The following is a 20178-nucleotide window of genomic DNA, read 5'->3' as shown; positions in this document are numbered from 1 at the left end:
CCTACAAGGGCTGCACCGCTGAATCGCTGTAGGAGCGAGCTTGCTCGCGAACCGCCCTACCCCGGCTGCCCATCCACCCGCGGCTTCCAGAACATCGGCCCATAGTGCCAGGCGAACAGCAGGAACGCCGCCACCCAGCACACCGCCGCGATGCTCAGGCCTTCCAGGGGCCACCACACCACCAGCAGCACCCGCGCGACGGCACCCAGGTTGAGCAGCGCAAAGGCCCAGGCCATCGACCGCGGCGGTTGCAGCGGCCGGCCGGTGTGGCCGAGGCTGACCCGTGCGACCATCGCCAGGATCAGCCCGCCGACGCCCCCGACGGTGAGCGCGTGAACCGCCAGGCTGGGGTTGAAGATCGGCGCAAAGTGCCACAACGCGATGCCCGCCGGGGCCAGCAGCATCCACAGGTAGGCCAGGTGCAACGCCCAGAGCAGCGGCACGCGCCAATAGCCCTGGTCGTACCAGCGCCACAGGCGGATCCCGTGCCCGATGGCAAGCGCGGCGAACAGCGCGCCCATCAGGGGACGCGGCGTCAGACCGAAACCGATGGCCGTCAGCACCGCCACCAGCAGCGTGCCGACCAGCAGCGAATTATCCAGCCAGTTCCAGGCCGGCACCTGGGCGGTGCGGCCCAGCCCGCGCTGGGTGAAGAAGGGAATCACGCGGCCGCCGATCAACCCCATCAACGCCGCGACCAGCCAGAGCGCCCCCAGCGTACCGCCCCGCTGCCAGTCGTCGTTGCCCGTCCACACGCCAGCCATGACCAGCTCATCGGCGAGGGTCAGCAGTCCCAATACCACAATGACCGGGTAGTTGCGGTGCTGCCGCACCGCCCACAGGCTGCGGCCGATGAAGTAGGCCAGCGCCGGCAGGAAGGCCAGCTCCAGCGGGGTCACCACCCACAGCGGCGCGCCCACCAGCCAACCCAAGCGTCCTGCCAGCCAGAGCAGCGACAGCAGCATCAGCGGCCTGCCGCTGACGCCGGGGCGATTGGTCCAGGTCTGGACCGCGGTTAGCAGGAAGCCGGCCACGATCGCTGCGGCAAAGCCGAAGAGCATTTCATGGCGATGCCAGGCCAGCCAGCCGCCCAGCGGTTGCCAGGCCGGCAGCAGGCCCAGCAGCACGGCCGCCCAGGTAGCGACGGCAATCAGCGCAAAGACCGCGCCACCGAGGAAGAACGGCCGAAAGCCCAGGCGCCACAGGGGTGGGACGGCCAGCAACGCCGCTCGATCAACCAGCAACACAGCAAACCTCCCAGCCGTCCTTGCGCATCTGCTGCTGGGCCACCAGCCGCAGCACGTAGCCCAGCTTCAATAGTGTGGGGCCGAGGATGGTGAAGGCATGCGCCGCGACAACGCTGCGCAGGTTCAGCTGACCATCGACAACATAGGCGCCCACTACCCCCAGGAGCAGCAGGACCAGCCCGCCAGTCAGCAACGACCAGGACAGCGACAGATTGCGTTGCGGGCAGGAGAAAAGACCTTTCATCACACACCTCATCGGGTTGCGCCGGCCCGCCATGGGCCGGCGCTCAGGTTCAGGCTTCCAGCGCGCTGGCCGGGCCGAAGAACTCGTAGTGGGATTGCTGCTCGGGCACCCCCAGTTCACGCAGGTGGCGTTTCACCTGGGCCATGAACGGCTTGGGCCCGAGGAAATAGGCATCCAGGTCGCGGTCTTCCGGCAGCCACTCGGCCAGCAGGTCGCGGCTGAGGAAACCTTCGGCGTGGCCGCCGTCGCCTTCACGCGGCTCGCTGTAGCAGAAGTAGTGCTTGAGCTGCGGATGCGCGTCGGACTGCGCCTCGACCCATTCGCGGAACGCATGCACGCCACCGTGGCGGGCGCAGTGGATGAAATGCACGTCGCGGCCGGCCGCCAGCGCCGGCGTGAGCATCGCCAGCGCCGGGGTGATGCCCACGCCCGCGGTAATCAGGGCCAGGGGCTTGTCGCCGCCGCGCAGGACGAAATCGCCCGCCGGCGGGAACAGGTCCAGCTCATCGCCCACCTCCAGTCGATCATGCAGGTAGTTCGACACCTTGCCTTCCGGCTCGCGCTTCACGCTGATGCGGTACTCGCGGCCGTTGGGCGCATCGGACAGCGAGTAGGTGCGGCGCACCTCTTCCCCGTCGATGTTCAGCGACAGGCCGATGTACTGGCCGGGCTGGAAGTCCAGCAGCGCCTCGCCATCCAGCGGCTGGAAGTAGAACGAGGTGATTTCCTCGCTCTCCACAGCCTTGCGAGCGATGCGGAAGCGCCGCGCACCACGCCAGCCGCCACGCTGCTCGGCATTGCTCTGGTACACCGACTCCTCGGCGCCGATGAGGATGTCGGCCAGCTGGCCATAGGCGGCGGCCCAGGCGTCGATTACCGCCGGGGTGGCGATCTCCTCGCCGAGCACCTCGCGGATCGCGCGCAACAGGCACGTGCCGACGATGGGGTAGTGTTCCGGCTGGATCTGCAGGGCCACATGCTTGTTGACGATCTTCGCCACCAGCGGGCCGAGCTGCTCCAGCTCGTCGATGTGGCGGGCGTACATCAGCACGCCATTGGCCAGCGCGCGGGGCTGGTCGCCGGAGGCCTGGTGCGCCTGATTGAACAATGGGCGAACCTCCGGGTACTCGCGGAGCATCATCCGGTAGAAGTGCTGGGTCAGGGCCTCTCCGCCGGTCTCCAGCAGCGGGACGGTGGCCTTGACCAGGGTGCGGTGTTCGTGGGACAGCATGGGGATCTCCTCGGGTTGGCCAGGCGGTGAGTGGGGCCGCCTGTGCGTTCTACCAGAGGTATTTCAGAAAGCATGCCAAAGAGCGGGGCCCGTATTTCCGGGCCTCGCGCCGAGATATGAGTCATAATGACCCTGAACAAAATTAGTCAAAACGACTTCACCGAGGTCAATATGACTCGCAATCCGTTGCTGCCCACCCTCCTCCCGCTGGTCGCCGATCTGTCCCGCGAGCTGCCGGAAAGCGAACGCTATCGGCGCCTGCTCGAAGCCTTGCGCAGCCTGCTGCCTTGCGATGCCACCGCCCTGCTGCGCCTGGAAGGTGACCAACTGGTGCCGCTGGCCGTCGATGGCCTGAGCCCGGATACCCTCGGCCGCCGCTTCAAGATCAGCGAGCACCCGCGCCTGCGCGCCCTCATCGAACATCCCGGCCCCACGCATTTCGCCGCCGACTGCGGCCTGCCGGACCCGTACGACGGCCTGGTGGAAGGCCTCCACGGCCACCTGGAAGTGCATGACTGCCTGGGCTGCCCGCTGCTGGTCGACGAACAGGCCTGGGGCCTGCTGACCCTGGATGCGCTGGACCCGGAGCGTTTCTCCCCTGGTGACCTGGACAACCTGGAAGCCTTCGCCAGCCTGGCCGCGGCCACGGTAAAGGCCAGCCAGCGCATGTCCGACCTGGCCCGGCGTGCCGAACACGAGCAGCAGCGCGCCGATGCTTACCAGCGCGCGTCCGGCGACCAGCCCAGGGAGCTGATCGGCCAGAGCAAGGCGCACCAGGCGTTGCTGCATGAAATCCAGGTGGTCGCCGGCAGCGACCTGAGCGTGCTGATCACCGGGGAGACCGGCGTCGGCAAGGAACTGGTGGCGCAATCGATCCACGCCCATTCGCTGCGCCGCAGCCAGCCGCTGATCAGCCTGAACTGCGCGGCGCTGCCGGAAAACCTGGTGGAAAGCGAGCTGTTCGGCCACGTGCGCGGGGCCTTCTCCGGCGCCGTGGGCGAACGCCGCGGCAAGTTCGAGCTGGCCGACGGCGGCACGCTGTTCCTCGATGAAGTGGGCGAAATGCCGCTGGCGATCCAGGCCAAGCTGCTGCGGGTGCTGCAGAGCGGCCAGTTGCAGCGCCTGGGCTCGGACCGCGAGCATCACGTGGATGTGCGCCTGATCGCCGCGACCAATCGCGACCTGGCCGACGAGGTTCGCGCCGGGCGCTTCCGCGCGGACCTGTATCACCGCCTGAGCGTCTACCCGCTGCGCGTGCCGCCCCTGCGCGAGCGCGGCAACGACGTCGTGCTGCTGGCCGGCTATTTCCTCGAGCAGAACCGCCCACGCCTGGGGCTGCGCAGCCTGCGCCTGACCCGTGAGGCCCAGGCGGCATTGGTCGACTATGCCTGGCCGGGCAATGTACGGGAACTGGAACACCTGATCGGCCGCGCCTCGCTCAAGGCCCTGGCCAATCACACGCAACGCTCGCGCATTCTCAGCCTCGGCGTCGAGGACCTGGCGTTGACGCAGGTGGAGAAGCCCATGAGCAGCGACGCCCCGACGCACGAACGCCCCAGTGAGGCAATCGAAGGTGGTGAACTGCGCCCGGCCGTGGAAGCCTTTCAGCGACGGATGATCAACCAGAGCCTGGAGCGTCATGCCGGCAACTGGGCTGCCGTAGCCCGGGAGATGGGCCTGGATCGCGCCAACCTCAACCGTCTGGCGAAGCGCCTGGCGATCAAGTAGCTCGGCTTGCCGAGGACAGGCTTTGCGCAATGGCCGGGAGCAGGAGGAGTAGCGGTGGCGAGTGCCGGAGCCCCCGCCACCGCTACGCGACGCATCAGGCCAGGTTGACGGTCACGCCTTGCTGGACCAGCAGTTCCGCGTCACGACCGAGCGGCTCGTAAACGACGTAGGACGTCCCTCCGACGATCACGCGGCCCTGCTCGCTCCAGCTGCTCGCGCGGCCTTCGCTGAGCTCCCCATCGCGCAGGTTGACGATGTCGTTGCCGTCCCCTTTCACCATCATCTGCACGGCGTGCGTGTCGGTGGCATGGAACAGGTCGGCCCGGCCGTTTTCCAGCACGTCCTTGAGCGACAGGGTCAGGGTGTTGGCCCCCGCCACCTGGCCGGCAACCCCAGCGGAGCCGGTGATGTCGATGATCTCGATGCCCGTCAGCTTACCCTGGGAGGTGGGCAGCGTCAGGTCGAGCGTCTGGTCCCCGCCGACCAGCCTCAGGGTATCCGCGCCACTACCGCCATGGATGCCCTGGTTGCTGGCGCTGGCGAAGTAGCTGTCGGCACTGTACTGCAGCGTTACCACCTCGCCCTCGCCGGCCGGCACGCCATAGAAGGTGTCGGTCAGCGCGTGGATCACCATGCCATGCGAGCCATCGACAGGCGCCGGGCTGGTACCGTCGGAGCTGGCGGGCTGCGCCATCGGTTCAACCTGGGCCACGCTATCCGTGTGGACCTCGCAGTCGCTGGAACTTCCGGCCTTGGCCTGGGCGTGCAGCGCCACAGCGGTTTCGGCAGGGTCCACCAGCACGGATTCGACGTTCGCCTGTGCGCTGCTGCTCACCATCGTGACCGAGCCCCAGCTGAGGCGGTCGATGCCCATGCCGTCCGTGTCGGTGGTGGTGATCTTGATCGACGCAATCAGGTTACCCGGCGACGTGAAGAGGGTGTCCTTCACCACATTGGTTTCGAAGTTGTTGAAGGTACCCAGCAAATTGCCGCCAGCATCGTAGAAGTTCGCCACGGTGCTCCTTGGCGAATCGACAGCGATGTACCAGAACGAGACGCTCTGTGCTCCGCCCCCGGGAATCGTCAGGGTCAGGGCGCCGCCCTTGTTGATCAGAACCGAACTGCCAGCGAACGGTTTGGTATCACTGGCGGTCGCGGTCGCGTACGACTTGATGCCGGTCCCGCTGATACCCACGCCCGAAGCGAGGGTGGTGGCCGTCCCTTTCCAGCCTTCGAACCCTTCATACGCCCAGGGCGATCTGATCTCGAACGGGATGGTCGCCGTGGACGGCGACACGTTGCCCGCCACGTCGGTGGCCGTGGCACTGATGGCGTGCGTGCCCAGGGCAAGATTTGTGCTCGGGGTGAAGCTCCATTTGCCCGAGGCGTCCGCCACGGTGCTGCCGATCTGGGTGCTGCCGTCGTAGATCTCCACCTTGCTGTTGGCTTCGGCGGTGCCGCTGAAGGTCAACCTGGCCGCTTCGATGCTGCTGCCGTTGACCAGTCGTTCCACCTCGGCGAGCTCGTTGAGGAACGAAATGCCCAGGACCGGAGCCAGGCACACGGTGTCCAGCGTGAACGCCCAGGGCTCCGACGCGGCGCTTTCGCCCGTCAGGTTGGTGGCCGTGGCGGTGACTCTATGGGCGCCATCGGCCAGGTCAGCATCCGGCGTGAAGCTCCAGTTGCCCGCGGCATCGGCGGTGACGGTACCTGCCAGCGTATCGTCGATGTACACCGATACCTTGCCTTGATCTTGCCGCCCGCTTTGACGGCAACCTTCTTGGCTGCGTTCTCGGTGACGGCCACCAGACCGATATTTTCGATTGCCATAACAAACCCACCTCAGGGGGACACGATTCGAGGGGGCCAGAGTAAGTTTTACCGCGCACGCGAGAGGATCAGACCGGCCTGACAAGACGACAGCGCCTTGCGGTAAAAGATGTAGGAAGACTCCGAATGGAAGAGTTTTCTTAAGGTAAAACCCACAAAAACAGGGAAAATCTGCGGCGAACCTATAATACTTCCAACCCTAGTCGCTCAGAATTTGATCATCCGCCGTCTCGAAACGTCCCATATGAAGCGGCGGGCTATCGTCGGATACGCGAGGGAAATTCCGCTAAACAGGATAGAATTGCCGCAACTCCGATTGCCCTGCCCCCTGACAAACCCGAACGGCGTAGCGGCAGAGCGATCGGAATCCCGAGCAGCACGTCCGCCTCCCGCGATCTCCTGCAAGCCACGTTTCCCTGATCTAAAGGCACACCATTGGAACTGTTCAAAGAGTTCACCTTCGAATCCGCCCACCGCCTGCCCCACGTGCCCGCCGGGCATCAGTGCGGCCGCCTGCACGGCCACTCGTTCCGGGCCGCCATCTACATCGAGGGTGAGGTCGACCCGCATACCGGCTGGATTCGAGACTTCGCGGAGATCAAGCAGATCTTCAAACCGATCTACGATCAGCTCGACCACAACTACCTGAACGACATTCCCGGCCTGGAAAACCCCACCAGCGAGAACCTCTGCCGCTGGATCTGGCAACAGCTCAAGCCGCTGCTGCCGGAGCTGTCCAAGGTGCGCGTGCACGAGACCTGCACCAGCGGTTGCGAGTACCGCGGGGACTGATTCAGTTCCGCCATTGCTGCCGGCCCATTTCGGGTCAGTGGGGTGCGTTCCTGCACCTGACTGCGTCTCAACTGTCGCAGGAATACGCGGCGTCAGGTGCACGCCGGCGCTGCCGGGGGGGTTCGCGGGCATGGCCCGCTCCTACAGGTGGGATCCGGAGTTTCCGGCGCGTGGGCAGGCAGCTAGAACAGCCCCATCTGCCGGTCGATCAGCGCGCTGAAGTCGTCGTCCACGAAGGGCAGGATGGCATCGGCAATCGGCTGCAATTGGCGGCTGACGTAATGGTCGTAGTCGATGGGTGAGCTGAGCGTTTCCAGGGGCTCCGGGCCGTTGACCGTGATCACGTAGCTGATCCAGCCACCGCGCTGGTACTGGCGTGGACGACCCTGGCGCTCGTTGTAGTCGTCGGCGATGCGGGCGGCGCGCACATGGGGCGGCACGTTGCGTTCGTAATCGCCCAGTTGCCGGCGCAGACGCTTGCGGAAGATCAGCAACTCGTCCTGGTCGCCGGCCAGGGTGCGGTTCACGTAGTCGCGCACGAAGTCACGGTACGGTTGGCGCTGGAAAATGCGCAGGTACAGCTCCTGCTGGAACTGCTGGGCCAGCGGCGACCAGTCGGTGCGCACGGTTTCCAGGCCCTTGAAGACCATCTCGTCGCTACCATCGGCGCGCCGCACCAGGCCGGCATAGCGTTTCTTGCTGCCCTCTTCCGCGCCACGGATGGTGGGCATCAAAAAGCGCCGGAAGTGCCGCTCGAACTGGATCTCCAGGGCGCTTTCCAGCCCGTATTCCTCGCGCAGGTGCTCGGCCCACCACTGGTTGATGTGGCGCACCAACGCGCGACCGATATCGGCCGCCTCGTCCTCGCCATGGGCGCGGCCCAGCCAGACGAAGGTGGAATCGGTATCGCCGTAGATCACCCGATGGCCCTGGGCTTCGATCAGCTCGCGGGTACGGCGCATGATCTCGTGGCCGCGCATGGTGATGGACGAGGCCAGGCGCGGGTCGAAGAAGCGGCAGCCGCTGGAACCGAGCACGCCGTAGAAGGCGTTCATGATGATCTTCAGCGCCTGGGACAGCGGCGCGTTGCCGTCGCGCTTGGCCGCCTCGCGGCCCTGCCAGACGCGTTCGACGATGGCCGGCAGGCAATGCTGGGTGCGGGAAAAACGCCCGCCGCGAAAGCCGGGGACGGAGGCCGCGTCGGACGGATTGCTCAAGCCTTCGACCAGGCCCACCGGGTCGATCAGGAAGGTGCGGATGATCGACGGGTACAGGCTCTTGTAGTCCAGCACCAGCACCGACTCGTACAGCCCCGGCCGCGAATCCATGACGAAGCCGCCGGGGCTGGCCTCCGGCGCCTTGCCGCCCAGGTTCGGCGCAACATAGCCCAGCCGGTGCATCGGCGGCAGGTACAGGTGGGTGAAGGCCGCCACCGAGCCGCCGCTGCGGTCCGCCGGAAGCCCGGTGACGCTGGCGCGCTCGAGGAGGAAGTCGAGGATGCGGGTCTTCTCGAAGATGCGCGTGACCAGTTCGCAGTCCTTGAGGTTGTATTTCGCCAGCGCCGGCTTGTCCTCGGCGAAACGGCGGTCGATCTCGGCCATGCGGTCGTAGGGGTTGTCGATGGACTTGCCCTCTCCCAGCAGTTGCTGCGAGACGCTCTCCAGGCTGAACGAGGGGAAGCTCCAGAACGCCAAGCGCAGCGCCTCGATGCCATCGATGATCAGCCGTCCTGCCGCCGCCGCGAAGTAGTGATTGCTCGACGCGTGCTGCCGCCAGCCCATCTCGTCACCGCCCCGTCCCAGTCGCAGCGGGATGTCCAGGCGCTTGGCGTGGTCCTGCAGCACGCGCAGGTCGAACTGCACCAGGTTCCAGCCGATGATGGCGTCGGGGTCATGCTCGGCCAGCCACTGGTTCAGGCGCTCCAGCAGTTGCCCACGACTGTCGCAATACTCCAGGTCGAAATCGCGTTCGCCATCGACGCCATTGGCCGGGCCGAGCATGTACACCTGGCGTTGGCCGCAGCCCTCCAGGGCGATGGAATACAGGTCGCCGCGGATATTCGTTTCGATGTCCAGCGAGGCCAGTTTCAGCGTCGGCCGGTAGTCCGGCGCCGGGCGCAGTTGCGCCGTGGCGATGCTGCCGCCTTCCCCCGGCTCGCCGCTGAAGCTGACCGGCGCGGTGATGAAACGCTCCATCAGGTAGCGATCAGGCGGACGGATGTCGGCTTCGAACACCTCGACCCCGGCCTCGCGCAGCTTCTTCTCCAGGTTCATCAACTGGCGATGCTGCTGGCAATACAGGCCCAGCACCGGCCGTTGCTGGAAATCGCACAGGCCCAGCGGGCGCAGCTGCGCACCGCGCTCGCCGGCCAGCAGCTTCTCGGCACGGGCGCGTTGCTCGGCGGGCACGAAGGCCACCGACGTCTGGGGCGGCAGCAGTACATGCCGGGGCCCCTCGTCGGTGGCCAGCCAGAAGCCCACCTCGGTGCCTTCGGGCGTATCCCGCCAATGTCGGGTCAGGACGAAACCCTGCCTTGCCTCCACGCTCTAACCACCCGTCTGTCGAATCAGAACGTCATTCTACCGGTCCGCCCGCGGATTCGTTGCAAGGCGTGTAAATCCGACCGATGCGTTTGACGCACGCCCCGCGTCTGCCCAAGCTAGCGGGCTTTCGTTTGCCTGCCAGGACTCGCCCGTGACCGATTCGTCCCGCCACTGGACCCGCCCTCTCCTCGCCACCCTGTGTTTCGCCAGTCTGCTCTCCGGCTGCGGCCTGTTCGGCAAAAAGCCCGAAGAAGCCCAGGCCCCCACCTACGCCAAGGCCGCCTGGTCGGACCTGCCCAGGACCGCCGACACCGATGTGCTGCAAGGCTTCAGCGCCTGGCGCTCGGCCTGCGCGGTACGCCTGAAGAAGGATGACATCTGGGCGGCGACCTGCGCCGACGCGGCCAGCGTGCCGGCCTCCGCCCCGGCGATCCGCCAGTTCATGCAGGCACGCCTGCAGCCCTACCAGCTGCGCGCAGGCAGCGGCAGCAAGACCGGGCTGATCACCGGTTACTACGAACCGGTCTACCGCGGCAGCGAACAGCGCGACGCCCAGCACACCGTGCCGGTCTACGGCGTCCCCAGGGACCTGATCACAGTCGCTCTGGACAGCGTCTACCCCGAGCTCAAGGGCAAGCGCCTGCGCGGCAAGCTCGAAGGCAACACCCTGGTGCCCTACGCCGATGCGGCCGGCATCCGCCGCGACGGCGTCAATGCGCCGGTGCTGGCCTGGTTGCCGGATCCGATGGACCTGCAGTTCCTGCAGATCCAGGGCTCGGGCCGCGTACAGCTCGCCAACGGCCGCCAGCTGCGCCTCGGCTACGCCGACCAGAACGGCCGCCCGTACAAGCCGGTGGGCCGCTGGCTGGTGGAACAGGGTGAGCTGAGCAAGGAGGAAGTCAGCATGGCGCGCATCCGCGACTGGGCCCGCGCGCATCCGCAGCGCGTCGACGAACTGCTGGCGAGCAACCCCAGCTACGTGTTCTTCAGCCAGCGCCCAGACAGTAACGAAGGCCCCCGCGGCTCGCTGAACGTGCCGCTGACCCCCGGCTACAGCGTGGCCATCGATCGCAAGGTGATCCCCCTGGGCAGCCTCATGTGGCTCGCCACCACCCGCCCGGACGGCGCGCCGGTGGTGCGCCCGGTAGCCGCCCAGGACACCGGCGGCGCCATCGTCGGCGAAGTGCGTGCAGACCTGTTCTGGGGTACCGGCGACGCCGCTGGCGAGCTGGCCGGGCACATGAAGCAGGATGGTCAGCTGTGGCTGCTGTGGCCGAATGACAAGGCCCTGCCGGGCGCATGAGCCTACAGATTGCCGAGTAGGAATACAGAGGATTTTCCTACTAGGCCTACAGAGCTCCCTGAATCACCGGCAGCCCCGCGCCGGGGAAGATGGTCAGCAACACCAGGTGCTTCCTGGTTTCACTGACTCTCACCTCGCACGCGGTGCTCGCCATGAAGAAACAGCAGTCTCCCCTCCGTTCGCAACGCCACCATCGGGGCTTCCCGCTGAACTGCGACCTGCTCTGCTGGGTTGGCGCCATCGCCCTGGTCCTGCTGTTCTTCGGCGTCGATCAGCATTTCGCGGCGAGCCACTCCGGTCCTCCGGCGATCGAGCAGCAACGGGTCATTCCGCAGCACGTTTATCCGCCTGAGGTCCAGGCGCTGCCGGCGGTGAAACCCAGCCGACCCTGATCGCTCAATGGCCTTGGCGGAATTGCCCGGGCGTCATTCCGCTCCAGCGGCGGAAAGCCTTGGCAAACGCGCTTTCGTCGGAGAACCCCAGGCGCTCGGCCACCTCGCTCAGGCGCGGGTTTTCCCGCAGCAGTTGCTCCGCCATCGCATGCAGCACCTCTTCGCGCAGCAGCTTGAAACTGGTGCCCTCGTCGGCGAGCTTGCGGTTGAGGTGGCGACCACTGAGTTCCAGTTGATCCGCCACCCTCTCCTTGCCCCAGCGCGGATGTTGTCGCAGCAGGTGCTGCACACGCGCGGCCAGGCTTTGCGCACCCAGGCGCTCGAGCTGCGCATCGGCCAGCGCGCGCAGGTGCTCGCGCATCAGGGCGTTGGCCTGGATCAGCGGTACGTCCAGGTCGGCCAGCGCGAAGCTGAGCGAGCTTTCAGTGCCGTCAAAGCTGACCGGGCATTGAAGCACCTCGGCATAGCGTGACGGCTCGCCCCGCGCGGCATGCCCCAGCGCCAGGCGCTGCGGCCTCACCTGGTCGCCGGTGATCCAGCGGGTCAGGTGCACCAGGCTCGCCAGTGCGGCCTCCACACGCTCCTCGCGGCGCACGGCGTAGCTGGGCCGGTAGACCAGGCGTACCTGCGTCGCATCCTGCTCGCGCTGGAACTCGCTGCCCTCGGCGATGATCGGGAAATACTCCAGCAGCGCCTCCAGCGCCTCGCCGTAGCGCTCGCAACTCATCAGCAGCGCGCCGACCATGTCCAGATGCCCGACCTGCAGCGCGGCGCCCAGGCGCAAGCCCAGCAGGGGATCGCCCGAAGCGGTGCAGATGGCCTCCCAGAAGGCATCCTGGCGCTGCAACGGGATGCGGGGTTCGAGGCTGGCCGCTTGCAGCTCGACCGGCACGGACAACCCCAGACGCTGTGCGGCCTGCAGAATGCCCTGGGCGTAATGGACGGTAATGGTGTGCGGCATGGTCCCGAATTAACCGGCGAAGGTCCCGATTGAGCCGTTACCGGGCGGTAACGCTCCCCTATGCTTGCCAATTACAACGATAAATTCAAACAAGAGTCGCCTTGCATGCCCAATCCCACCGAAGCCGCGCCCGTGCCGCCGGCTGCCGTTCGTATGCCCTTTTCCGAGATCCGACGGGAGAGCGGCGATGCCTGAGGTCCATCTCGAATTCTCCGGCGGCTCGATGATCGCGCTGAACGCCATCATCGCCCTGATGATGTTCGGCGTGTCGCTGGAACTGCGCCGCGACGACTTCACCCGCATCCTGCGCCAGCCCAAGGCGCCGGTGATCGGCATGCTGGTGCAGTTCCTGCTGCTGCCGGCCGCCACCTGCCTGCTGACCATCGCCCTGCCCATCGACCCGGAACTGGCGCTGGGGATGATCCTGGTGGCCACCTGCCCCAGCGGCACCTTCTCCAACATCATGACCTGGATGGCCCGCGGCAACGTCGCGGTATCGGCCAGCGTCACCGCCGTGTCGGGGCTCAGCGCGGGCATCTTCACGCCGCTGAACTTCGCCCTGTACGCCGGCCTGAACCCGGCGACCCGCGACCGCCTCACGCAGATCCACATCGACCCGCTGGAACTGGTGGGCGTGGTGGTGCTGGTGCTGATCCTGCCGATGCTGCTGGGCATGGCGCTGGGCCGACACCAGCCTCAATTGGCGCGCCGCCTGGAGAAGCCGCTGCGGCAGCTGTCGCTGCTGGTCATGCTCGGTTTCGTCGGCATGGCCTTCGCCAAGAACTTCCAGCAGTTCATGACCTGGTTCCACCTGTTCTTCTGGCTGGTGCTGCTGCTCAACGGCACGGCGCTGCTGCTGGGCTACACCTGCGCGCGGCTGTGGCAGCTGCCGGATGCCGACGTGCGCGCCGTCACCCTGGAAAGCGGCATCCACAACTCCGCGCTGGGCATGGCGCTGATCCTCACCTTCTTCCCGCAGGCCGGCGGCATGCTGCTGATCGCGGCGTTCTGGGGCTGCTGGCAGCTGTTCTCCGGGCTGGTCCTGGCGCAACTCTGGGCGCGGCGCGAACCTCGCGCCGCCGCGGTGACGGCGCCATGAATGCGCCCGCCATCGCCCTGGGTGGCTTCATCCTGCTGGCGTATACCCTGGAAGCCATCACCGGCTTCGGCAGCGTAGTGATCGCCCTGTCCCTCGGCGCGCTGCTGATGCCCATCGACACGCTGTTGCCGATCCTGGTGCCGCTGAACATCGGCATGACCGGCTACCTCTGCTGGCGGCACCGGCGGCTGATCGACACGCGCCTGCTGCTGCGCACCGTGCTGCCGGGCATGCTGATCGGCATGGCGATCGGCTACCGGCTGCTGCCACACCTGGACCCGCAGCCGCTCAAGCGCGGCCTCGGCGTGCTGATCCTCTGGTTCGCCGGCCGCGAGTTGTGGCGCCTGCGCGCCAGTGCCCCGGAGCGCGGCCGAACGCCGAACTGGGTGGTGCGCCTGGCCACTGGCGCTGCCGGCGTCTGCCACGGCCTGTTCGCCTCGGGCGGCCCGCTGCTGGTCTACGCGCTGGCCACCCGCCCACTGGACAAGACGCGCCTGCGCGCCACCCTGGTGTGCGTCTGGTTCACCCTCAATGGCCTGCTGACCCTGGCCTTCCTCCTCGATGGCCGCCTGCGCCCGGCGCTGCCCCAGGTGCTCGCCTACGCCCCGCTACTGCTGCTCGGCGTCTGGCTGGGCGAATGCCTGCACCACCGCTTCGAGGAACACCACTTCCGCCTGGCCATCCACTGCCTGCTGCTGGTCAGCGGCGTCCTGCTGCTGTCGCCCTGGAGCCTCCTGTGAGCTACGACATCATCATCAAGAACGGCCTGTACTTCGACGGCAGCGATGCCCCCGGCAGCCTGCGCCACGTCGGCATCAAGGACGGACGCATCGACACCCTGAGCCTCAGCCCGCTGGACGAGACCGGCTGCGCCGAGGTGATCGACGCCAGCGGGCGCTGGGTCACCCCCGGCTTCGTGGAGATCCACTCGCACTACGACGCCGAGGCCATCGCCGCGCCGGCGCTGAAGGAATCGGTGCGCCACGGCGTGACCACCGTGTCGGTCGGTTCCTGCTCCATCAGCATGGTGCTGGGCGAGGCTGAGGACTGCTCGGACCTGTTCACCCGCGTCGAAGCCGTGCCGCGCGAGCAGGTCCTGCCGATCCTGCGCGACAAGCGCACCTGGCAGGACGCCAAGGGCTATCGCGCGTTCTACGACCAGCAGCCGCTGGGGCCGAACCTCTGCTCCTTTCTGGGCCACTCCGAACTGCGCGTGGCCGTGATGGGCCTGGAGCGCGCCATCAGCGGCGCCAAGCCCACCGAAGCGGAACTTGCCCGCATGGAAGAACTGCTGGAGCAGGCGCTGGACGCCGGCTGCTTCGGCCTCTCGGTGATGACCACGCGCCTGGACAAGATGGACGGCGACCGCGCCTGGTCCAGCCCGTTGCCCTCCACGTTCGCCAGCTGGAAGGAATTCTCCCGCCTGTTCGCCGTGCTGCGCCGGCGCAACGCGCTGATGCAGGGTGCGCCGAATGCGGTCACCAAGATCAACGTGTTCGCCTTCCTCTACCAGGCCCACGGTTGGTTCCGCCGCCCGCTCAAATGCTCGATGCTCACCGCGCTGGACCTGAAATCCCAGCCCTTCATGCACCGCATCACCCGCGCCTCCGGCTGGGTCGCCAACCGCCTGCTGCGCGGGCGCTACCGCTGGCAGACCCTGCCCGCGCCCTTCGTGGTGCGCATCGAGGGGCTGAACATGAACGGCTTCGAGGAGTTCGGCGCCGGCGAAGTGCTGCGCGACATCAAGGACCCGGAGGAGCTCTACACGCGCATCCAGGACCCGGCCTTCCGCGAGCGCTTCAAGAAGGACATCAAGGCCACCCTCAGCCTCGGCCTCTGGCACCGCAACCTGTCCGACTGCTGGGTGCGCGAATGCCCGGACGCCACCCTGGTCGGCCGCAACTTCGAAGACATCGGCCGCGAGCGCGGGCTGGACCCTGTGGACGCCTTCTTCGAACTGGCCGGCCAGTACCGCAACGCTCTCAAGTGGACCACCTGCTACGGCAACCACCGCCCCGAGATCATGGCCAAGCTGCTGGCCAGCCCCTGGACCCAGCCGGGCTTCGCCGACTCCGGCGCGCACCTGGCGTCGCACGCGCAGTACAACTTCCCGCTGCGCATGCTCAAGTACGTGCGCGATGCCGACCTGGCCGGGCAGCGCTTCATGGACACGGGGCGCGCCATCCACCGCCTGACCGGCGAGCTGGCCGACTTCGCCGGGATCGACGCCGGCTACATCCGCGTCGGCGACCGCGCCGACCTGGTGGTGATCAATCCGGCCGGGCTCACCGACGAACTGGATGAGGTCTGCGAAGCGCCCATGGAGGTCATCGGCCTGACGCGCCTGGTCAAGCGCAACGACGATGCCGTGGAGGCCACGCTGATCAACGGCCGCGTGGCCTATCGGCGCGGCAGCGGTTTCCCGGAGGCATTGGGCAAGGAGCGCGGTTTCGGACGATTCCTGCCGGGGCGGGACGTGCTCAGCCGGCCGCAAGAAGCGCCTGTCGGGGAACCGGTATTCAGCCGATAGCTTCGACAGGGGCGGCGGTTCGCGAGCAATAACGATGGCGTCCCCTCGCTCCTACGAAAACGAGCTGAACCTGTAGGAGCGGGCTTGCTCGCGAACCCTATTGACGCCGGCCTTGCCGGCTGATCGCGGGCATGGCCCGCTCCTACAGGGAGCATCCCCTGCTGGCCCTTGTAGGAGCGAGCCATGCTCGCGATCCGTAAGCAGGGCTTGCGGTGCCGATACACGACGGGCGCGCGGACTCGTCCGCGGTTCGCGGGCGTGGCCCGCTCCTACAAAAAGCATCGTGCCGGGGCTTGGCGCGATACCGCGCAGCTGGCCGAGATTGACGCCCCGCCGCGCACTCACTAGAGTGCGCGGTTTCCGACAGCCCCGTGTTACCCGCACCATGACCCCGTTCCAGCGCTTCGCCGATCCGAGCCTCGCCCTGCTGCGAGAGCCCCCGCGCGTACGCAAGATCGATACCGCGCTGCGCCGTCGCCGCAGCGTGCTGTTCGCCTTCACCTTCTCCCCGCCCGCCGGCTGCTGAGCCGGACGCCGCGCGTTCGCGCCGGCATTTCCGCATTCCGATTCCGCCCACCGGCAGCCGCCGGCGGGCTCGCATGCATTGGTACGCCCGCCGCTGGAAAGCTCGGGCAAGAGAAGGTTTCATGACTACCCCAACTACCCTCGACAAACCGCTGCTGGCGGTCCTGCTGTTCGCCGTCTCCATCGTCGGCCTGAGCCTGGGCGCAACGCTCCCGCTGGTGGCGCTGCGCCTGCTGGACAACGGCGCCAGCGCGCTGCAGATCGGCATCCTCTCGGCCGTGCCGGCGGCCGGCATGATCCTCGCCGCCACCCTGGTGGACCGTGCCTGCCAGTTGCTGAGCCGGCGCCGCCTGTATCTGCTGTGCTTCGTGCTGTGTACCGCGAGCACCGCTGCCATCGAGTTCAGCAGCCACTCCCTCTGGCTGCTGGCCGCGGCGCGGCTGACACTGGGCGTTGGCATGGGCATCGCCATCATCCTTGGCGAGGCCTGGGTCAACGAGCTGTGCGGCGAGAACAATCGCGGCACCATCGTGGCCCTGTACGCCACCAGCTTCACCGCCTTCCAACTGCTCGGCCCGACCCTGGTGGCGCTGCTCGGCGCGCAGACGCCCTGGGTGGTGCTGCTGGTCAGTGCCGGGCACCTGATCGCCCTGGCTACCGTGGCCATCGCCATGCCAGAGGAGGGCCTGCATGAGCACGTGGAGGAGCCGCGCAGCTTCTCCCTCGCCGGCTTCCTGCGGGTCGCCCCGGCGCTGTGCATGGGCGTGCTGTTCTTCTCCTTCTTCGACAGCGTGGTCCTGTCGCTCTTCCCGGTCTACGCCTCCAGCCACGGCTACGCGGTGGGCATCGCCGCGTTCATGGCCACGGTGATCCTGCTCGGCGACATGCTCTGCCAGTTGCCGCTGGGCTGGCTCTCCGATCGGGTCGATCGCCCCGCCCTGCACCTCGCCTGCGGTGTCGCGGCGATGCTGATCGGCCTCGGCCTGCCCTGGCTGATCGGCCAGCCGTCGCTGCTGTGGCCGGCGCTGATGCTGCTGGGCGCGGTGGCCGGCGGCGTCTATACCCTGGCGCTGGTGCTGATCGGCCAGCGTTTCCGCGGCCGCGACCTGGTCACCGCCAACGCTGCCGCCGGCATGCTCTGGGGCGTCGGCAGCCTGCTCGGGCCGCTGCTCAGCGGCAGCCTGATGGACCTCGGCCCGCAGGGCGTGCCGGTGGCCCTCGCGCTGGCTGCCGGCCTGTTCGTGGCCACGGCGGCGGCGTCGCTCAAGCGCAGCGCCGCGCGCACCGCCTGATGCCTCAATAGAAGGCAAGGCGCATCGACTTGGTGCCGGCCTGCGCATGGGCGGCACTCTCCGTGAACCGGGGTTTCAGCTAAGCAGTTGAAATCCCCGGTGGTTTTTCCGCAGCGGGAAAACTGGCATTTCAATTGCTCTGTCCCCTGCAACGGGATGCATCACCCACGGCAAGGCAGCCACCGGGTGGGCGAACGCAGCAAGGCACACAGTGGAGTTGCACCACAGGCGAACTAGGGTTCCGGTCTTTCGCGAGAAGGGCGTCTGGTCCGAGAGTTTTCCGGCCCTAGGGACAGGGCTACACGGCGGGAGAAAAGCCCGGGAGACGTGATGTCATCCCGTGCCGATTTCCAACCGTTAGGAGCAATGCCATGACCATGCCGCTTTCCCTGCGTTCCCTGCGCAAGACCCTGCTCGGTGCCTGTCTGCTTGCTGCCGCCGGGGTCGTGCCGCTGACGCTCCAGGCCGCCGAAAAACTCAAGATCGGCACCGTCGTCTGGGCCGGTTACGCGCCCTTCTATGTCGCCGACAAACTCGACCTCTACAAGCCCCACGGCCTGAAGGTGGAGCTGCAGTTCTTCAACGACCCGGCGCTGATCCCCACCGCGATGACCGGCGGCGCCCTGGACGGCGGCATGCTCACCTACGACCAGGTGGTCGGCGGCGTCGCCAAGGGCCAGCCCTACCGCGTTGTGATGCCCATCGACTTCTCCAACGGCGGCGATGCCATCGTCGCGGACAAATCGATCACCTCGGTCGCCGATTTCAAGGGCAAGAAGATCGGCTTCAACCCACTCTCGCCGTCCGACTTCCTGCTCGCCTATGCGCTCAAGAGCCACGGCCTGAGCGACAAGGACATCAGCCCGGTGAACATGACGCCCGAGGGCATCCCCGGCGCCATGGCCTCCGGCAGCCTGCCGGTGGGCGTGACCTACGAGCCCAACGTCTCGCAGATCCTCGGCATGCCCGGTGACAAGTTCCACGTCGTGTACTCCTCCAAGGACGCGCCGGGCCTGATCACCGACGTGCTGGTGTTCAACCAGGCGGTGATCGGCAAGCGCCAGAAGGCGATCACCGCGATGATCCAGGGCTACGCCGACGGGCTGGCCTACATGAAGGCGCACCCGGACGAATCCGCGGAGATCATCGGCAAGGTGCTGGGCGTCAGCGCCGCCGAAGCCAAGGAGCAGATGGCCGGGGTGTACAACATCCCGCTGGCGGAGATGAGCAGGAACTTCGAGAAGTCCGACGCCACCAGCTCCTTCTTCGGCAGCGGCGCGGTGATCGCCCAGTTGCTCAAGGACAACAGCCAGATCCCGGCGATCCCCGACCTCGCCCAGACCTTCGACGCGCAGTTCGTCCAGGCCCTCGCCCAGTAAGGCGCCCACCTACCGCTCCTGCCGGGAGGGCGGGAGCGCCCACGGAGGTTCTTCATGTCCGCGTCCCTGTACCGCTACGCCGATGGCCGGCTGCCCAACAGCCTGGCCCTGGCCTATGCCTTCGGTGGTTACGCTGCCGGCTTCGCCCTGCTGTTCGCCGATAGCTGGCTGCTCAACGCCGCCGGCACCCTGCTGCTGGGCCACGCGATGATCGTCGCGGCGTATCTGATCCATGAATTCGCCCACGGCACCATCTTCGCCCGGCCCGAGCACAACACCTGGGCCGGCGAGGCCTGCAGCTGGTTGTGCGGCAGCTGCTACGCCGGCTTCCAGGACCTGCGCCGCAAGCACATGCGCCACCACGTCGACCGCGCCGACGTGATCACCTTCGACACCAAGGCCTTCCTCGCCCGCAGCCCGCGCTGGGTGCGCGGCCTGGTACTGGCCGCCGAATGGGCCTACGTGCCGGCCATCGAGCTGATCATGCATTACTACGTGATCCTCCTGCCCTTCATCACCGACAACCCGCGCCACCGCGCCAACCGCCGCCGCGTGGCGCTGACCTTGCTGGTGCGCGGCGCGCTGTTCGCCGGGGTGGCGGCGGTGTCGCCCAAGGCGCTGGTGCTCTATTTCCTCGCCTGGACGCTGATGATCGTGGTCCTGCGTTTCACCGACGCCTACCAGCACACCTACGATGCCTTCGCGGTGCTGGAGGACGGCGGCAAGATCCCCAACGACAAGGCCCGCGACCGCACCTACGAACAGATGAACACCTACTCCAACGTGGTCTCGGTCCGCTGGCCGGTGCTCGATCTGCTGCTGCTCAACTTCGCCTACCACAACGCGCATCACGAGAAGCCCGTCGCGCCCTGGTACCGCCTGCGCAGGCTGCACCACGAGCTGTACGGCGAGGACTACGCCCAGCTGCTGCCGATGTACCTGCTGTTCAAGAGCTTCCACCAGCACCGCCTGCGCCGCGTGGTGGACGACCACTACGGCGCGGTCGCGCCGGCGGGCAAGGACCGCGCCGATGGCTTCTACGGCGCCGTGGGCGTCTCGTTCCTGACGGCGGTCTGAACATG

Annotated in this window: 17 protein-coding genes and 1 riboswitch; of the genes, 11 read left to right on the top strand and 6 right to left on the bottom strand. The window is 67.2% G+C overall.

Features of this window, described 5'->3' with window-relative positions:
* Positions 1-56: 56 nt before the first annotated feature.
* The 3 genes from ACNFIA_RS10290 to hmpA are packed head-to-tail and all read right to left on the bottom strand — an operon-like array spanning position 57 to position 2722.
* On the bottom strand, positions 57-1247 hold the full coding sequence (locus ACNFIA_RS10290) for an NnrS family protein (RefSeq protein ID WP_416784605.1): 1191 nt from the start codon (positions 1245-1247) through the stop codon (positions 57-59).
* Complete coding sequence (locus ACNFIA_RS10285) at positions 1234-1491, bottom strand: transmembrane sensor/regulator PpyR (protein WP_416784602.1); 258 nt, start codon at positions 1489-1491, stop codon at positions 1234-1236. The genes ACNFIA_RS10290 and ACNFIA_RS10285 overlap by 14 nt, the downstream gene beginning before the upstream one ends.
* A gap of 49 nt (positions 1492-1540) precedes the next feature.
* Positions 1541-2722 carry an NO-inducible flavohemoprotein gene (gene hmpA, locus ACNFIA_RS10280; RefSeq protein WP_416784599.1) on the bottom strand — a complete coding sequence of 394 codons (1182 nt, stop codon included), beginning with the start codon at positions 2720-2722 and terminating at the stop codon, positions 1541-1543.
* 171 nt (positions 2723-2893) lie between these two features.
* Here hmpA and norR point away from each other — a divergent pair, with 171 nt between their 5' ends.
* Positions 2894-4450, top strand: coding sequence for a nitric oxide reductase transcriptional regulator NorR (gene norR, locus ACNFIA_RS10275; RefSeq protein WP_416784632.1), 1557 nt, complete (start codon positions 2894-2896; stop codon positions 4448-4450).
* A gap of 94 nt (positions 4451-4544) precedes the next feature.
* Here norR and ACNFIA_RS10270 read toward each other — a convergent pair whose 3' ends face one another.
* The gene (locus ACNFIA_RS10270) at positions 4545-6365 is read right to left on the bottom strand and encodes an Ig-like domain-containing protein (protein ID WP_416784597.1); all 1821 of its coding nucleotides are present in this window, start codon (positions 6363-6365) and stop codon (positions 4545-4547) included.
* A 350-nt stretch (positions 6366-6715) separates the two neighbouring features.
* On the opposite strand from ACNFIA_RS10270, the gene queD reads away from it, so the two are divergent.
* Positions 6716-7072: a 6-carboxytetrahydropterin synthase QueD gene (gene queD, locus ACNFIA_RS10265; RefSeq protein ID WP_017516521.1), complete on the top strand. Its 357-nt coding sequence runs from the start codon at positions 6716-6718 to the stop codon at positions 7070-7072.
* 182 nt (positions 7073-7254) lie between these two features.
* Here the strand turns inward: queD and ACNFIA_RS10260 are convergent, their stop codons facing one another.
* Positions 7255-9615 (bottom strand): DNA polymerase II, encoded by a 2361-nt coding sequence (locus ACNFIA_RS10260; RefSeq protein ID WP_416784594.1) that lies wholly within the window; start codon positions 9613-9615, stop codon positions 7255-7257.
* Positions 9616-9766: 151 nt separating this feature from the next.
* On the opposite strand from ACNFIA_RS10260, the gene ACNFIA_RS10255 reads away from it, so the two are divergent.
* A complete protein-coding gene (locus ACNFIA_RS10255) occupies positions 9767-10918 on the top strand; it encodes a murein transglycosylase A (protein ID WP_416784592.1) in 1152 nt (383 codons plus the stop codon).
* A 152-nt stretch (positions 10919-11070) separates the two neighbouring features.
* Positions 11071-11310, top strand: a complete 240-nt coding sequence (locus tag ACNFIA_RS10250) for a hypothetical protein (RefSeq protein WP_416784589.1) — start codon at positions 11071-11073, stop codon at positions 11308-11310.
* A 4-nt stretch (positions 11311-11314) separates the two neighbouring features.
* Here the strand turns inward: ACNFIA_RS10250 and ACNFIA_RS10245 are convergent, their stop codons facing one another.
* Positions 11315-12271, bottom strand: a complete 957-nt coding sequence (locus ACNFIA_RS10245) for an AraC family transcriptional regulator ligand-binding domain-containing protein (protein WP_416784587.1) — start codon at positions 12269-12271, stop codon at positions 11315-11317.
* Between the two features lie 187 nt (positions 12272-12458).
* Here ACNFIA_RS10245 and ACNFIA_RS10240 point away from each other — a divergent pair, with 187 nt between their 5' ends.
* The 7 genes from ACNFIA_RS10240 (at position 12459) to ACNFIA_RS10210 (ending at position 20173) form a co-directional block, all read left to right on the top strand.
* Positions 12459-13370, top strand: a complete 912-nt coding sequence (locus ACNFIA_RS10240; RefSeq protein WP_416784584.1) for a bile acid:sodium symporter family protein — start codon at positions 12459-12461, stop codon at positions 13368-13370.
* Entirely contained in the window at positions 13367-14110 is a 744-nt protein-coding gene (locus tag ACNFIA_RS10235; RefSeq protein ID WP_416784581.1) for a sulfite exporter TauE/SafE family protein, read from the top strand. Before ACNFIA_RS10240 ends, ACNFIA_RS10235 begins: the two co-directional genes overlap by 4 nt.
* Positions 14107-15900 carry an N-acyl-D-amino-acid deacylase family protein gene (locus ACNFIA_RS10230; RefSeq protein WP_416784579.1) on the top strand — a complete coding sequence of 598 codons (1794 nt, stop codon included), beginning with the start codon at positions 14107-14109 and terminating at the stop codon, positions 15898-15900. Before ACNFIA_RS10235 ends, ACNFIA_RS10230 begins: the two co-directional genes overlap by 4 nt.
* 385 nt (positions 15901-16285) lie before the next feature.
* A complete protein-coding gene (locus ACNFIA_RS10225) occupies positions 16286-16426 on the top strand; it encodes a hypothetical protein (RefSeq protein ID WP_259755156.1) in 141 nt (46 codons plus the stop codon).
* Positions 16427-16547: 121 nt separating this feature from the next.
* A complete protein-coding gene (locus ACNFIA_RS10220; RefSeq protein ID WP_416784576.1) occupies positions 16548-17717 on the top strand; it encodes an MFS transporter in 1170 nt (389 codons plus the stop codon).
* A gap of 222 nt (positions 17718-17939) precedes the next feature.
* Positions 17940-18044: riboswitch (guanidine-I (ykkC/yxkD leader) on the top strand.
* A 44-nt stretch (positions 18045-18088) separates the two neighbouring features.
* Positions 18089-19096: an ABC transporter substrate-binding protein gene (locus tag ACNFIA_RS10215; protein WP_416784574.1), complete on the top strand. Its 1008-nt coding sequence runs from the start codon at positions 18089-18091 to the stop codon at positions 19094-19096.
* Positions 19097-19150: 54 nt separating this feature from the next.
* Positions 19151-20173 (top strand): fatty acid desaturase family protein, encoded by a 1023-nt coding sequence (locus tag ACNFIA_RS10210; RefSeq protein WP_416784571.1) that lies wholly within the window; start codon positions 19151-19153, stop codon positions 20171-20173.
* Positions 20174-20178: the final 5 nt, after the last annotated feature.

This window comes from Pseudomonas sp. NY15437, from assembly GCF_048068435.1.
Classification (GTDB): Bacteria; Pseudomonadota; Gammaproteobacteria; order Pseudomonadales; family Pseudomonadaceae; genus Pseudomonas; species Pseudomonas nitroreducens_B.
The sequence above is the reverse complement of the archived record's forward strand: the minus strand, read 5'-3'. Positions and strand labels throughout refer to the sequence as shown.